The sequence below is a fragment of the Acidimicrobiia bacterium genome (genome assembly GCA_016650365.1).
GTDB lineage: Bacteria > Actinomycetota > Acidimicrobiia > Spongiisociales > JAENVV01 > JAENVV01.
Genome location: JAENVV010000028.1, coordinates 1 through 15,168, shown reverse-complemented (window position 1 = coordinate 15,168; position 15,168 = coordinate 1). Strand labels below are relative to the sequence as shown.

The 15,168-nt window shown below is 60.7% G+C and carries 14 protein-coding genes; 3 read left to right on the top strand and 11 right to left on the bottom strand.

Going from position 1 to position 15,168, the window contains the following annotated elements:
• Positions 1-186: 186 nt before the first annotated feature.
• The 4 genes from JJE47_01680 to JJE47_01665 form a co-directional block, all read right to left on the bottom strand.
• The gene (locus tag JJE47_01680; GenBank protein MBK5266123.1) at positions 187-762 is read right to left on the bottom strand and encodes a hypothetical protein; all 576 of its coding nucleotides are present in this window, start codon (positions 760-762) and stop codon (positions 187-189) included.
• A gap of 120 nt (positions 763-882) precedes the next feature.
• Entirely contained in the window at positions 883-2,676 is a 1,794-nt protein-coding gene (locus JJE47_01675; protein ID MBK5266122.1) for an ABC transporter ATP-binding protein, read from the bottom strand.
• On the bottom strand, positions 2,676-4,412 hold the full coding sequence (locus tag JJE47_01670; GenBank protein ID MBK5266121.1) for an ABC transporter ATP-binding protein: 1,737 nt from the start codon (positions 4,410-4,412) through the stop codon (positions 2,676-2,678). The genes JJE47_01675 and JJE47_01670 overlap by 1 nt, the downstream gene beginning before the upstream one ends.
• Complete coding sequence (locus JJE47_01665) at positions 4,405-5,292, bottom strand: YihY/virulence factor BrkB family protein (GenBank protein MBK5266120.1); 888 nt, start codon at positions 5,290-5,292, stop codon at positions 4,405-4,407. The genes JJE47_01670 and JJE47_01665 overlap by 8 nt, the downstream gene beginning before the upstream one ends.
• A 58-nt stretch (positions 5,293-5,350) precedes the next feature.
• Here JJE47_01665 and JJE47_01660 point away from each other — a divergent pair, with 58 nt between their 5' ends.
• Positions 5,351-6,841, top strand: a complete 1,491-nt coding sequence (locus tag JJE47_01660; GenBank protein ID MBK5266119.1) for a PQQ-binding-like beta-propeller repeat protein — start codon at positions 5,351-5,353, stop codon at positions 6,839-6,841.
• Positions 6,842-6,860: 19 nt separating this feature from the next.
• Here the strand turns inward: JJE47_01660 and JJE47_01655 are convergent, their stop codons facing one another.
• Positions 6,861-7,484 (bottom strand): LON peptidase substrate-binding domain-containing protein, encoded by a 624-nt coding sequence (locus tag JJE47_01655; protein MBK5266118.1) that lies wholly within the window; start codon positions 7,482-7,484, stop codon positions 6,861-6,863.
• A complete protein-coding gene (locus tag JJE47_01650; protein ID MBK5266117.1) occupies positions 7,484-7,924 on the bottom strand; it encodes a hypothetical protein in 441 nt (146 codons plus the stop codon). The genes JJE47_01655 and JJE47_01650 overlap by 1 nt, the downstream gene beginning before the upstream one ends.
• Positions 7,925-8,032: 108 nt before the next feature.
• Here JJE47_01650 and moeB point away from each other — a divergent pair, with 108 nt between their 5' ends.
• A complete protein-coding gene (gene moeB, locus JJE47_01645; GenBank protein ID MBK5266116.1) occupies positions 8,033-9,148 on the top strand; it encodes a molybdopterin-synthase adenylyltransferase MoeB in 1,116 nt (371 codons plus the stop codon).
• Between the two features lie 54 nt (positions 9,149-9,202).
• Here the strand turns inward: moeB and JJE47_01640 are convergent, their stop codons facing one another.
• Genes JJE47_01640 through JJE47_01625 form a run of 4 tightly spaced genes read right to left on the bottom strand, consistent with a single transcriptional unit; the run spans position 9,203 to position 13,185 of the window.
• Positions 9,203-10,486 (bottom strand): exopolysaccharide biosynthesis polyprenyl glycosylphosphotransferase, encoded by a 1,284-nt coding sequence (locus JJE47_01640; protein ID MBK5266115.1) that lies wholly within the window; start codon positions 10,484-10,486, stop codon positions 9,203-9,205.
• Between the two features lie 34 nt (positions 10,487-10,520).
• Complete coding sequence (locus JJE47_01635) at positions 10,521-11,942, bottom strand: leucyl aminopeptidase (GenBank protein ID MBK5266114.1); 1,422 nt, start codon at positions 11,940-11,942, stop codon at positions 10,521-10,523.
• A complete protein-coding gene (locus tag JJE47_01630) occupies positions 11,939-12,487 on the bottom strand; it encodes a cob(I)yrinic acid a,c-diamide adenosyltransferase (protein MBK5266113.1) in 549 nt (182 codons plus the stop codon). The genes JJE47_01635 and JJE47_01630 overlap by 4 nt, the downstream gene beginning before the upstream one ends.
• On the bottom strand, positions 12,484-13,185 hold the full coding sequence (locus tag JJE47_01625; GenBank protein ID MBK5266112.1) for a hypothetical protein: 702 nt from the start codon (positions 13,183-13,185) through the stop codon (positions 12,484-12,486). The genes JJE47_01630 and JJE47_01625 overlap by 4 nt, the downstream gene beginning before the upstream one ends.
• A 92-nt stretch (positions 13,186-13,277) precedes the next feature.
• Between JJE47_01625 and JJE47_01620 the strand changes: the two genes are divergently transcribed.
• Positions 13,278-14,252, top strand: coding sequence for a glycosyltransferase family 2 protein (locus JJE47_01620; protein ID MBK5266111.1), 975 nt, complete (start codon positions 13,278-13,280; stop codon positions 14,250-14,252).
• On the opposite strand, the gene JJE47_01615 is transcribed toward JJE47_01620, so the two are convergent.
• The gene (locus JJE47_01615; GenBank protein ID MBK5266110.1) at positions 14,207-15,052 is read right to left on the bottom strand and encodes a glycosyltransferase; all 846 of its coding nucleotides are present in this window, start codon (positions 15,050-15,052) and stop codon (positions 14,207-14,209) included. The genes JJE47_01620 and JJE47_01615 overlap by 46 nt on opposite strands.
• Between the last annotated feature and the right edge of the window lie 116 nt (positions 15,053-15,168).

Sequence of the window (15,168 nt, the reverse complement as noted above, 5' to 3'; positions counted from 1 at the left end):
GGCCAGGCGCGGCCAGGCCGCCCATCAGGACGGCCACCACCACTAACGGTGCGAAAAGTTTCCCCCACTTATCCATGCAAAAACCGCTACCTTACCCTCAGATCCCAATATCCGTAAAGAAAATGAAGGGACAGCCCGCAGGCTGCCCCTTTATCAGGTTGTCAAACTAACCACTAATAGTAACCACTACTTGTTGTGACCCCGGCCGTTGTTGGACTTGTTGGACCGGTTGCCTTTGTCAGGCTTGCCGGGACGGTCCGAAGCATCCCCGGTCAGGGTTGCCGACTCGTCGGTGGTCAAAACGGCCTCATCATCCTCATTGGCTTTGATCTGCATATCTCCCTTGCCCAAACCCGACTTGGCGTAGGCCTTGAGCGCCTGACCCAGTGGGCCGTCAAGGTCCATCTCTTTGAGCGCCTTCACAATGCTGGACACGACCGTGCCGTGGTTGACCTGTCCGTTGGGACCTTCAACCGAGATGGCCATGCAACCACCGGTCAGTTCCTCAAGGTCAATCTCGGAGGTTTCATCCACCAGATCAACCGCAAAAGTTGGGTCTTCATTCTCGTCAAAGGTAAGTGTGACGTCCATGTCCTCGGTGAGGGTGCAGACCCCGTCAACCTCAAACAACAGGAGATGGTTAACATCGTCGTACACGGTAGACGGACCGTCTTCTGTATTGGGAATGTCAGCGAAAGCCGGCAGCGCACCAACCATCACAACCGAAGCGACTACGGCCGCACTCAAAATCTTCTTCATCATCGTGGTTACTCCTCATTGGTGTCACCGGTTAAGTAGCACCAGCGCCCGATGTGTTACACCGATCAACCAGCCAACTTCACTATTAGTGGGTTTATCGACGCCGCACGAAGAAATCTTGAGTTACCGGACGTCCTCAGGTGGTGACGTTCCCCCGGCAGCCTGCCAGACGGCGTTGAGGCGGGCGTACGGACCATTCGCGGCAACCAGGTCGGCATGATGGCCCACTTCGACGATCTCGCCATCGTCCATCACCACCACCCGGTCGGCCCGCTCGGCCGTGGCCAGCCGATGGGCGATCACGATGGCCGTGCGTCCCTCCAGCAGAGTTGCCAGAGCCGCCTCGACGACCGCTTCTGTCTCAGGGTCCAAATTCGAGGTTGCCTCGTCGAGCACGATCACACTCGGGCCGGCCAGCAATGCCCGACCCAGGGCGACCAATTGTCGTTCGCCCGACGAGAAACGCGATCCCCGTTCGCGCACTTCGGTGTCGAGTTCTTCTGGAAGACTCCTGACCCAATCGGCAATGCCCAGTGTTTCGCACACCAACCAGATCTCGTCGTCAGTGGCATCCGGGCGGGCGTAGCGAATGTTGTCACGCAGGGTGCCCGCGAATAGGAACCCTTCCTGGGGTACGAGTGATACCCCTCTGCGAAGGTCCTCGAAACTGACCGAAGAAAGCTCGATATCGTCAAGACGGATCGAGCCAGAAGACGGGTCATAAAACCGCACTGCCAGCTTGGCGAGTGTCGATTTACCCGAGCCCGTCTCACCCACAATCGCGATCCGCTCACCCGCCACAATGTCCAGATCGATGCCCTTCAGAATGGGGACCGCCGGATCGTATGCGAAGCGAACCGACTCAAACGACAGCCTCCCCGCGACAGTCGGCAGATCGATGGGCGACGTCGGGGCAGGCACGGCCGGCTGCCGATCGAGGATGCCCAGGAGCTTCGACAGGGCCGCCAGGGCAGCCTGCAACAGGTTGTAAAGATTCGATATCTGAACGATCGGCTCGAAGAACCAGTTCAGATACAGAAGAAACGCCACCAGCGCGCCGAACGTCATGTCACCGTCGAGTACCCGCTGGCCGCCGACGACCAGGATCAGTGCCAATCCTGCAGTGCGCAGGAAGTCGACGGCCGGGAAGTAGGCAGAAATGGCTTTGGCCGCCGCGATATTGGCATCAAAGTAGCGCTCGTTGACCCGTCCGAATTCGATACGTTGACGCTGCTCCTGGGTGTAGGCCTGAACCACCCGAACTCCTGATATTCCCTCTTGAATTGCCCCGAGCACCCGACCGATGTGCTCACGTACCTGCTCGTACGCACGGTCCGCATAGATCCGGAACACGACCGATACCGCCAAAAGAACCGGCATGAGGGCCAGGACAGCCAGAGCCAGCGAAACATCTATGAGGAACATGGCGATGGTGACGCCGATGACCATCAGAACAGAGGTGACGACGTTGATAGCCCCTTCCTTCACGAACTGCGTCAGTGCCTCGATATCGGAGGTCAAGCGACTGACGAGCACCCCGGCCTTGGAGCGGGAGAAGAAGTCGACGTCGAGATCGATGAGGTGTCGAAACGCCTGGACCCGAAGGTCCGCCAGGTACTTCTCCCCCACGCCCGAGACCCAATACTGGGAGATCGCCTGGCTGATGTACTGGAGTACCAGGGCAGCAACAAACCACCAGACCGAGCGAAAGAGAGCCTGACGGTCGGCGACACCAACCGCGTCAAGACCCTGGCGCACGTAGGCCGGACCAGCCAGCCTCGTGACAGTGGCAATGATCGTGGCGGCCAAGGCACCCAACGCCAACCAGCCGAGACCGGTTCCGTACGAAGCGGCCTTCTTCAACAGCTCCCCGGTGCCCTCTGAGCGCCCTTCCCCCGACCCGAACCGGGCGTACATCAGACGACCTCAGAACTGGCTAGCACCGCTCCATAGCGGGGAATACGTTCGAGGAGGTCCATATGGGTCCCGGAGGCGACCACCTTGCCTTCTTCGATGAAGATCACTTGATCGGCGAGCAACAGCGTCGAGGGACGATGAGCGATGATGATGGTGGTTCGGCCGGCCATCACGGTTTTGAGGGCATCGCGGATCTCATCCTCGGTCACGGCGTCCACCGACGAGGTGGCGTCGTCGAGTATGAGTACCCGGGGGTCGCGCAAGACGGCTCGCGCCAGTGCGATGCGTTGCCGCTGGCCACCGGACAGCGAATATCCCCGCTCCCCGATCATGGAGTCGTAGCCGTTCGCCGTTTCTGTGATGAATTCGTGCGCCTGAGCGAGTCGAGCCGCCAGCCGCACTTGCTCGTCGGAGGCATCCGGGTTGCCAAAGGCAATGTTGTCCCGAATGGAAGCTGAAAACAGGAAAGTTTCTTCGAACACGACCGCCACCTCGTTGCGGAGATCATCGAGCCTCACCGAGCGAACATCAACGCCGTCAAGTAGCACCTTGCCGCCGGTCACGTCATAGAACCGGGCCAGCAGGTAGGCAACGGTGGTCTTGCCCGAACCGGTCGCTCCGACAACTGCGACAGATCGCCCCCCGGGGACGTGAAAGTCGAAACCGTCGAGTACCGGAGACCCATCCGGATACTGGAAAGACACGTCAGAGAAACGAATGTCGCCCGGCCCGGGAGGGATGTCAACCGGTTGCTTGGGATCGGTGATCTCCGGGGCAGTTTTCAAGAGTTCAAGTATCCGGCCCCCGGCCGCCGAGGCCCGCGGAATTTCCGCGAAAAACCACCCGGTGAGCCTCAGCGGGAAATTGAGGATCACCATGTATTCGGCGAACTGGTAGAACTCACCCGGAGTCAGGGCGCCCTCGATTACCCGCAACCCTCCCATACCCAGGATCACGGCGGTCGCCAGCGGGGCAACCAGCTCGAAGAGGGGTATGAAGATTGCTCGATACTTGATGAGTTCCATGGAGCGCTCATAGATACCGATCGCCGCCAGGTGCACCTTGGCCGTCTCCTGTGCCTCCTGACCATACGACTTGACCACCCGGATCCCACCGATGGCTTCAGCGATGACGGCCGTATTGTCGGCGAGCTTCTGCTGGACGTCGGTGGCGATGTCGATTACCCGACGGGCATAGGTATTGGCGATATACAGGAGCAACGGGACCGCCAGCGAGACGATCGCCCCCAACGTCACGTCGATGGAAAGCATGACGGCGACCACGACGACGAACATTGCCATGTTCGCAATCGTGATCGGCAGCATGGCATAGACGAGACGGACCTGAGAGAGGTCGCTCGAAGCTCGTGACATCAGTTCACCAGTTGGGGTCTCGTCGTGATAGGTGAACTCAAGCCTCTGGATATGTTCGAAGATCCGGTTTCTCAGGTCGGTCTCGGCCCGATACGACAACAGGAAGGCAAAGTAGCGCCGGCCACCGACCCCCAGCGCCTTGATAACCCCGGCGGCGAGGACCGCACCAACCAGCGGGAACAACAAGTCACGCCGATCCCCGTCGATTGCACGATCGATCACCAACTTGGTCAGGTAGGGACCAACGATGACCATGACCATCCACACGAAGGCCGACACGGTCGACAGGATCGCCTCGCGGCGGTAGCCGACCAAGAGCGAAAAAAGCAGGCGAATACCTCGCCGGGTCCCGGGATCAATCATCTTGGCCCGCCATCTCCTGGTTTGGGCTTTCTCGTTGGGTAGGCCGGCGCGCCACCGCGGCCGCGATCGAACCAGACACGATGATGACGTAGGCAATCACGTAAAGCCAGATCAGCATGACCGCCACCGCCCCGAATATCGCCAGGATGGTGGCACCTGATGCACCTGCCTGATCCAGATAAAGACGAAAGCCGAGCGAGGCCAAGACGATCCCGATCGTTGACAGCAAGGAGGCAAGCCACATACGAGGAAACCTCTGGGGAGGACCCCACCGGTAAAGAGCGGCCAGAAACAGGAAGAAGCAGAAAGCAGCTACCGGGACGGACGACCTGTTCCAGACTTCGACCGGCCAGTCGGCACCCACCAGACCATCCAGTCGCTCGGCAACCGTGGCGCCGGCAACGACCAGCAACGAGGAAACCACCAGCGTCACGGCAATGCCGGCGGTGAGCAATACGGAAACCAGTTTGGCAACAAGCCACGACCTTCGCCCTTCCAACTCGGCGATCCTCGTCAGAACTTCTTGAATGGTGTGGATACCCCGCGACCCGAGCCACAGCGCCACAATCCCGGTTCCGGCGACCACGAGTCCTTTGGCCTCATTCACTGACAGGGCGACGTCCTCGAGCACCCGGCCGATAAACCGGACCGTATCGGAAGGAGCGACTCGACTCAAAGTTGCCAGACTCTCGGCGAGGACCTCATCTGAGCTACCGAACACCGAGGCAGCCACCACAACCGACGCCAAAGCAGGAACCAGGGCAAAGAAAAGGTTATAGGCGATGGCGGCTGCCAGAACGGATGGTCCAGCCGCACCCAATCGGCGGAAGAACCGGACCGGAACAGACGAGTCAACCCGGCTTCGTAGCGTCACAACCATCCCAGGCAGGTTAGGCGAGAAGCTCCCGGATGAGGTATCAGGCGACTAACTTGCCACGATGCGGTGGACCTGGTTGTGGCTGATGATATTCCTGTTGAGCGCCTGCGACTTCCTCGGCGACCCGTACCCGGACCGACCGACCACCACGGTCTCTGTACAGGCAACGACGACCATTGCCGCAGAACCACCGCCTCCGGCGACTACCACGACAACCCTCGCCCCATCGGTTTCCGTCGGCAGGCCATGGGGAACCGTCAATGGTGTCCTCCAGTTCCGGGGTAATCCACAGCGGAACTATTACGGCACTGGACCGATCCCCACCTCTCCTGAGGTGATCTGGCGGTATCCCGACAAGGCCATGTGTTCGAACTCATCAGTCGGCGAGGAAACCCACCAGTGGTGTGGGACCGGCTGGACGGGTCAGCCGATCGTATGGGAGCGTCCGGATGGACGAAGGGAGATCATTTTCGGCGCCTACGACCGGGCCGTGCATTTCGTCGACGCCGAGACCGGCCTCGATACCCGCCCGCCGTTTGTAACCGGCGACTTGATCAAAGGCTCTGCGACGCTCGATCCCGACGGGTTCCCTCTCCTGTATTTCGGAAGCCGGGACAACAAACTGCGGATTCTGGCACTCGACACCGACGTTCCATACGAGATCTGGAACCTCGACGCGGCCGATCATCCTGGTATTTGGAACAACGACTGGGACTCGAACCCATCGATCGTCGACGGCGTCCTCTACGAAGGTGGGGAGAACGGGTTTTTCTTCGCGATCGAACTCAACCGCACATTTGAGGCGGGACGCGTCGGGGTTTCACCGATCATTCTTGCCAAGGTACCCGGATGGAATCAGGAGCTCCTCAATGCGGTCGGCGACTCGAACGCTTCCATCGAGAGTTCCATTGCCATCCACAACGAGCGGGCCTACTTCACCAACTCAGGTGGTCGAGTAGTCGGGATCGACCTGAGCCGGATTCGAGAGGGCGAAGCTCCGATCGTCTTTGACTTCTGGGCAGGAGACGACATCGACGCCACCCCCATCATCGATGACGCAGGCTTCGTGTACATCAGCGTCGAACTGGAACGATTTTTACCGCGAGCCGCCACGGTCGGCCAAATCATCAAGCTCAACCCCTTCACCGACGACGATCCCATTGAGTGGTCGGTGGCGGTCCCAGCCGTGGGCGGTGGCGACGGCGGACTGTGGTCTACGCCGGCCTTGGGAGACGGAGTGCTCTACGCCAGCACTCACCCGGGGGAACTTCTCGCCATCAACACCGACACCGGAGAAGTTACCTGGCGTGAACCGATTGGCTGGCATGCCTGGTCATCACCGGTACTCATTGGCGAAACCCTGCTTGTTGCCGTCAATTGCGACACCGGTGGAGCATTACGCGCCTATGACGTCACGAACCGGTATGCGCCAACGCAACTTTGGGAACAGCCACTCGGGTCCGGCTGTATCGAATCCACCCCCACGGTGTTCGAGGGACGGATTTATGTCGGGTCACGCGATGGCTTCTTCTATGCCTGGGGATCAAACTGACGCCCGAGCACCAAACCGGCTAGTCCAGGCTCCCGCCACCGAGTTGAGCCATGAGCAGATCTCGCTGTTCGTCGAGCATTGAGGCAAGAAGGTCCAGCCGGTCTTCGGTTGTTTGAGCCGCCAGAAGTCGTTGAGCGTCGAAGGCACCGACCGGAGCAAGCCCGCACATCTGATGGGCGGCGACCTCTGCCTGATCCGACAAGCGATAGTCGAGCGGACCGGTGTCGATCCCCGCCTCGGACAACAGTGACAGCACCACCCGCAGTTGCTTGTCTATCGCCGCGATCCGGTCAACCGAGCCGGGAGCCGCCTTCTCCAGGCTTCGCTCTACAATCGCTCGTGGATACGGTCCGTCGGACAGCCACTCGACAATATCCAACCGTTCGATTCCGACCGCCACGACCGCCTGCTCGCCGTCGGGTAGGTCAGACACTTCGACGATCTGAGCGACCGTCCCCACTCCCGCCCGAACGTCACCACCGCCAACCTCAAAGCCGCGTTCGATCAGAACGACTCCAAACGTCGACGTGTCCGCGCGGCACTCAGCGATCATTTGCACGTAGCGGGGTTCAAAGATCCGCAATGACACCAGGGTGAACGGGATAAGCGGATGGCCGAGTGGGAACATCCGCATCATCTCCATCAGGCGACCTCCGGTCGACGCTCCCGGACCGAGAACCGCAACCGACCGGTTTCTGCACCATCGATCGCCATGACGAAAGAATATTCACCCGGCTGGTGGAATGGGACGTTGTTGAACGTGAACGCTCGGACTACCCCGTGCTCGAACCCGTCAGGCACGCCCTTCGGAGGCGCCACCGTCAAGGAGTGCCGGATCGTGTCAAAGATCGGCTTCCCGTCTTCATCGACAAGCTGAACGGTCAGTTCGAATGTCTGGGACTCCGATGACCAGGGAACACGAAGCCGGGTTCCAATCGCCATCGTGTGGTGTCTGGCCGGGAACGACCTCACCCAGATGGTATCCCAACCTCCACCCAACACGAATAACTTGCCGTTCATCGCCTGAACGGCATCGGCAAGCAACGCAAACTCAATTGATGGGGTAAGTCCGGGCACAACCATGGGGCAACTCTAGAGCCAAGCCACCGCGTACCGCGAGCCGCCGTCAGCGAGAAGACGATTCCCAAAGTTCGAAACCCGACCTACCATGCCATCGTGGACTTCCAGGAAATGCTTGCCTCAGCCAGGGAGACGGTTGGAGAGGTGAAACCAACCGATCTTGACGAACCGGACGTGATCCTGATCGACGTCCGGGAACCTCATGAGGTTGCCCTCGGGAGCATTGTCGGGGCGGAAAAGATTCCCCGCGGCTTGCTCGAGTCCGAAGTCGCCCACCTGTCTCGCACCAACCCGATCGTCACCTTCTGCGCGGTAGGCGAACGATCACTACTGGCGGGGGTGACGCTTCAAAGTATGGGTTTTTCGAACGTCCGCAGTCTCGCCGGAGGGTTCATGGCCTGGCAAGCGGATGGTCGCCCATGGGAGATCCCGTCCAGCCTCTCCGTCCAGAGCGTCGCACGATACAGCCGCCACATCGCCCTTCCCGAAGTGGGCCTCACCGGCCAACAGAAACTATTGGACGCCCGGGTCGCTATCGTAGGGGCCGGTGGCCTTGGATCACCGGTAGCTCTGTACCTTGCCGCCGCCGGGGTAGGAACCATCGGGATTTTTGATGCCGACCGGGTCGACATTTCGAACCTTCAACGCCAGGTACTCCATGGAACAGATCGCATCGACCTACCAAAGGTCGAGTCGGCCGAGCGGACGATCACCAATCTCAATCCGGATGTGACCGTCGAAGCCCATCGAGTCAACATCGTCGCTGCCAATGCGGTCGAGTTGCTCAGCGGGTTCGACATCATCATCGACGGAGCCGACAACTTCCCGACCCGATACCTCATCAACGATGTGTCACAACATCTCGGGATTCCGGTGGTTCACGGATCCATTTTCCGGTTCGAGGGGCAAGTGGCGGTTTTCGACCCGCAAGACGGCCCCTGTTATCGGTGTCTCTTTTCGAACCCTCCCCCACCCGAACTCGCCCCCAACTGCCAGGAGGCTGGAGTTCTCGGAGTCCTCCCGGGAGTGATCGGCTGTCTCCAGGCCACGGAGGCGATCAAGCTGATACTCGGAATCGGCACCCCACTGCGGGGCCGCCTACTCACGTACGATGCCTTAACCCAGGAGACGTTTCAGCTGCGAATCGCCAAAGACCCGGACTGCCAGTCGTGCGGATCCGAACCACCTGCGATTGTGGACTACGACGAAACCTGCCTGGTCCACTAGCCCGTCCCGGTTTCAGGACACCGGATCAAGAAAGGCGGCTCATCAGCCGATCGGTCAGCGAGCCCCGAAGCCCGACAAGACGGTCCAAATGCTCCTGCCCAACACGTGGAGATCAAGCCACGGCGACATGTGCTTGACGTAATACAGATCGTACGTCAACTTGTCGACCGCCTCCGCCTGATCGTCCGCATACCCATAGTTGACCTGAGCCCACCCGGTCACCCCGGGCCGTACCAGGTGCCGCTGTTCATAGAACGGAATCTCACGAGAGTACCGATCGGTGAACGGAACCTGTTCAGGTCGGGGGCCAACGAGAGCTAGCTCGCCTTTCAAGACGTTGAACAGCTGAGGCAGCTCGTCGACCCGAAAGCGCCGAAGAAAGCCACCTACCCGGGTCAGGCGAGGATCTGCCTGGGAGGCGAATTGAGGCCCGTTCGCCTCGGCGTCCAGCACCATGGTTCGGAATTTGTAGAGCGTGAACGGGGACCCGTACCGCCCGGTCCGGACCTGGCGAAAGATGACCGGCCCTGGAGAGTCCAGCCTGATGCTTAGGGCAATGAGCAATCCAAGCGGAACGGCCAGCGGGATCGCCAACATGACGACGAGCCAGTCCATAAAGAATTTACCGCCAATATATGGGGCGGTCTTGGTAACGGGAGTCGATAGCTCCCAGCCTTCGGCCAGATGCACGATCGGCATCCGCCCGGTGTGCTCTTCATAGACGGTACTCAAGGCCCGCACCGGAATCCCCGCCAGAGCAGCTGACGACACAAACTGTGCCATCCGGTCCGACAACAACGCCCGCAGGTCGACCACGACGGTTACCCCCGAGGCTGGCGGCTCTAATTCCCCGGTCGAGCCAGGGTCGAGGACTTGTTGCACATCAGTGTGTTGGGCGCCTCTGAGATCGTCGAGGAGACCCTTCTCATGGGTTATGACCAGCATCGACTCTGTCCATGGCCGACGCCGGCGAATGGCCCTCTGAGCGATGGCGCCGATCAGCCATACGACGGCGGTCGTAGCGAAGAAGGTACGCGACAGATAGGAGGCGCTTCCGATCACTGCCAAAGCTGTGAACGCAACGCCAAAAATAACTATCGCCACACCCCGGCCATAGGTCGGTCGGGGCGCCGCACCGGCCCACATTCTGGCCGACGCAATAGAGCCGAGAAGTGCACCGACCAGGAAATACCCCGCCAGGGGCGTGATCGAACGTCCTCCGCTTAGCTGTACTTGCCACGGCGCCACTCGGAAAGTCAGGTATGAGCCGGCGATCAGGGCGACAACAAGCGCGGCCAGGTCGGCTGCGGCCGTGGAGAGAAGAAATCTCCTACGCATAGTTGATCATCCTACTTACGATTGGCCGATCCGCTCAGGATTCTTCCATGAGGCTGGCGACTTCGACCAGCGTACTGACCCCGAACCCGGTGCCCCCGACCGACTGGTAGCCAGACTTATCATATCCCCACGCCGGCCCGGCAATGTCCAGATGAACCCACGGACCGTCGCCGGCAAACTCTTTGAGGAACAAGGCCGCGTGGATTGCTCCGCCATGGCGCTCACCGGTGTTCTTCATGTCAGCGACGTCCGAATCGATGGCCTTGCGATAATCGAGCGGCAGCGGCATTCGCCAGACGCGTTCACCTGCCCGCAATGCGGCCGCCTCGACGAGAGAACCTGCGGCGTCCGAGCTGGCCCACAATCCGGCGTACTTGTGACCCAAGGCGACGTGCGACGCACCGGTCAGGGTGGCGATGTCGACTAGAAGATCCGGGTTGCCTTCGGCGGCGAGCGACAATCCATCTGCAAGCACCAACCGGCCTTCGGCGTCCGTATTCAAAACTTCCATCGTCTTGCCGTTGCGAGCAGTGAGCACGTCACCTGGCCGGTTGGCCGCTCCCCCCGGCATATTCTCGGTCAAGGGGACGTAGACCAACACCCTGGTGAGAATCTGCGCTCTGGCGATGGCCACCATTCCCGCCATGGTGGCAGCCGCCCCGGCCATGTCAGATTTCATCGTCTTCATGAATTCAAACGACTTGAGGTTGAGACCGCCCGAATCGAACACTATGCCCTTCCCGACGACTGCCAGGGTCTGTGTGGCCCCTTCTGGCGAATACTCGGCCATCAACATCCGGGCGGGAGCGGTCGAACCGGCATTAACGCCAAGCAGACCTCCACACCGTTCCCGTTCCAGATCGGCGACATCCCAAACGGTAACATCAATTGGAAGGCCTTCCGCAAGCGCCTGGAACGCTTCAACGATCGCTTGGGGTGACTTGTCGCGCGGGGGACGATTGACGAGATCTCGCGCCCAGGTCACTGTCATGGCCAACGACGCGGCTCGTTCGACATCGGTGTCGTCGACGTCACCGACAAGCAGCAGAGAAGCGGTTCCGGCGACATCCGAAGCGTGGTATTCGGTGAACTCATACTGACCCAGCAAAAAGCCTTCAACGACCGCTTGGACCGCCCCGTCGAGTCCGACCGAGTGCAGACTCGTCGTGACTTCCTCGATCCGCCCAACCGACCGCGCCAACCAACCGGCCGCCTGTCGGAGTTGTTCCCGGTCCAGTTCTTCCCCAAGCCCGACCAAATAGAGAAGCTGGTCGCCGTCGGGGACGGCCACGACCTGGGATACCTTTCCCGTGAAGCCCGACGCATCAAGCAACGCCAACTGGCTGAGGGCGAGCCCGTCAAATAGATCCTGGTCGGTGGATGTTTCCCGACCTTCGTGAACCCCGATGGCGTGAGCTACCCCGGGTTGGGCCGTCGAACCGATCGTCGTGGTCACGTTTTCTCCTGTTTTGATGGCTGCCAACTCGACTCGCTAGCTCTCACGAGCATGAATACATAGTCCGCAAGCCGATTGAGGAACGGAACAACAAGTGATCCTTCAAGTTGACCGGCGTCCGCATAGGCGACACATCGCCGCTCGGCTCGCCGGACTATCGATCGGGCCAGGTCGAGGTGAGCGGACAATGGAGCTTCTCCCGGGACCATAAAGCCTTCTGGCGCGCCGACCTCGGCGATAACTCGATCAAGGGCAGCCTCCAGGTCCACAATCATTTGCTCCGTGCAAAGGCTTACCCCCGGAACGAGTTTGTGGCGATTTTGCGGGTCGGTCGCCAGTTCGGCGGCAACCACGAACAGCTGCCTCTGAAGCGACAAAATCTCGTCGTTGAGGTCTCCTTCGGCAAACGCCCTGGCCAATCCCAACGCCGAAACCGCTTCGTCAACCGTGCCGTAGGCATCGGGTCCAAGACCGGCTTTCGATACCCGGCCTCCATAAAAGAGGCCGGTCGTCCCGTCGTCGCCCGTGCGCGTATAAACCTTCACCGGACGAGAATACTCGCCGCTAATTGATTGGCCGCATCGCCGATGAGCGACCGGCCGGCAACCGTAGCCCCCAGAGCGGTCAGTACGGCCAGGTACGACAACCCGGTAGCCGCCATGACTCCGGCGTAGGAAGGCTCCTTCAGCGAGAACCAGACACCCAACATGAGCAGGGCACTCAGGGCCGCCAAAACGAGGAACGCCCACCCGACCACCGTGCCGACTGTTGCACCGGCCAACAAAAGCAGAGCGGCGTCAGCCACCAGCGCTACCCCCGCCGCAAAATCGAGGCGTTTCAGTGCCCACCTCGGCAGTTTCGGATCTACCAGATACCAGTGCCCCAGCAACATCTCATCTGTTACGCCGCCCAAAGCGACCGCTCCTGAGATCGCGAGGAGAAGGTTGCCGTAGGTAGCGGCCTCTGCGACGAATCCGACTCCGGCCAACCCGAATGCGGCCATGGCCGCCGATGGGCGGCGAGCGAGAATCAGACCGGTCAACGTTCCGGCAACACCCAACCATGCCCCCGGTCCCCCCTCGGGTGCCGTCCAGGCGCCGACCAGAAGAACCGTTCCACCAGCCACCCAGAAGAATCCGGCCCCGACGATCTTCCAACGGGCCACCACGGCAACGCCGAGCGCCATCCCGCCCGCCCACATCGCGAGGATCAATCCAGGAGCGAGCATCAAGTCGGTAGGCATGGCCCAGATGATAGGACGACCACTGGTCGGTTCGGTCGGGGTTAGTTCCAGTAGTTGACGAACCATCAAGGGCGTCCGGCCATAATGGCCCCATGCAGCCAACCGTCTCCGTGATCATCCCGGTTCGCAACGAACCAGACGCCATTCGCGCGGCGGTCCAATCAATCCTGGACCAGACCTATCCAGGGATCACCGAGGTCATCGTTGCCGACGGGATGAGCACGGATGAAACCCGCCTGACAATTGAGGGGTTCGCCGACGGTCGGATCCGGGTGGTCGACAACGTCGCGACCAGCACCCCCGCCGGCCTCAACTGTGCCATCCGGGTGGCAAGCGGGGAGATCATCGTGAGATGCGACGCCCATTCGGTCCTTCCGCCGGACTATGTTGCGCTGGCCGTACAAATCATGGGCGATACCGGAGCCGTCAACGTCGGGGGCATTCAGCGAGCCACCGGAACCGGTTTCATCGACACGGCCATTGCGTTGGCCATGTCGAATCGCCTGGGAGTGGGGGATGCCAATTTCCACTATGGCGGCGAAGCGGGCCCGACCGACACCGTATACCTGGGGGTATTCGATAAAGAAGCTGTCGAGAGCGTTGGGCTCTTCGACGAAAGCCTGATTCGCAACCAGGATTACGAACTCAATATCCGCCTTCGGCAGGCGGGCGGCATCGTGTACTTCGATCCACGCCTGGCGGTCGAATACCGGCCTCGCTCGTCCCTCACATCGCTGGCGAGTCAGTACTTCCAATACGGGTCCTGGAAACGGGTGGTTCACCGTCGCCATCCCGACTCGATCCGAGTCCGGCAGTTGGCCGCACCGGTACTTGTCCTTGCCCTGGCGGCATCGGGCGGCCTCGCCTTTACATCGTGGTGGCGACTGGCAGTCGTAATCCCGCTCATCTACTTGTTGGCCTTGGCCAGTGCGACAATCGTCACCGCGATCAAGACCCGCCGTTCGGCGGCGCTCCTGATGCCGGCTGCCATCGCCACAATGCACCTCAGCTGGGGCTTCGGTTACCTATCAGGATCCATTCCCGGCAGACCGGCCACTCCAGAATAAAACCGCCGTACCCGCTCGGTTGGCCATTCGTACTCCGACCGTATGATTTCGACAGCCGCCCGGGCGGCATCCCGCGACACCTCGTTGTTGGCGTCGAGAATGGCATTTCTGAGCGCGACTACATCGCTGGCCGGGACGAGCCACACTCCCGGACGCCCCCGTAGTACTTGCGCGGTCCCTGGCAGGTCCGTCGCAACCACCGGAACGCCCATCCCGAGATACTCAAGAACTTTGGTCGGCAAGGAGTTGCGATAGTTCGGAGTATTCCTCAAAGGAGAGACGGCGACGGCCGCCGTCGCCAGTCGCTGCATCGCCGCACGCCAGGGCAACCGGCCGGTCATCTCAACCGTACCTCCGGCGCTGATTACCGATTCTTCGATGGCAACGGCTAGATCTGGCGAACAGCGCCCAACCATGACGAGATTGAGTCCCGCTGCCCCAGTCGCTTCGGCCAGATCGAGCGCTCCACGCTGTTCGGTGATATCACCGATGTACACGACGGAACCGTCGCTATCTCCGGGGTCGGGCAACGATTCCCAACGCGGGTAATTCTCGAACACGGGATGATCGGCGCTGAATAGGTCGCAATAGCCAGGCTCGGCCAACGTTATGCGGCCGGCACGTTCAGCGGCGTTGATGACTACCTGCGCCAGTCGGGCGACCAGTTTCTTGAAGGGCAACCGCTTGGTCAGGATCTGGGCGGGAATGTTTTCATGAATGTCGAACACAACCCTGGTGCGTCGACTGGCGAGGATGCCAGCCAGAAACGTCTCCGGATCGACCAGGACCGCTACGTCCAATGATCGTGTCCACAGACGGGCGGCCAAGGAAAGGTTTCGAACAATCCGCGGGCCGCGAATCGGATGCCACTCGAAGCCCTCCACGACGGAGGGGCCGGGTGCTCGACTGTGATACT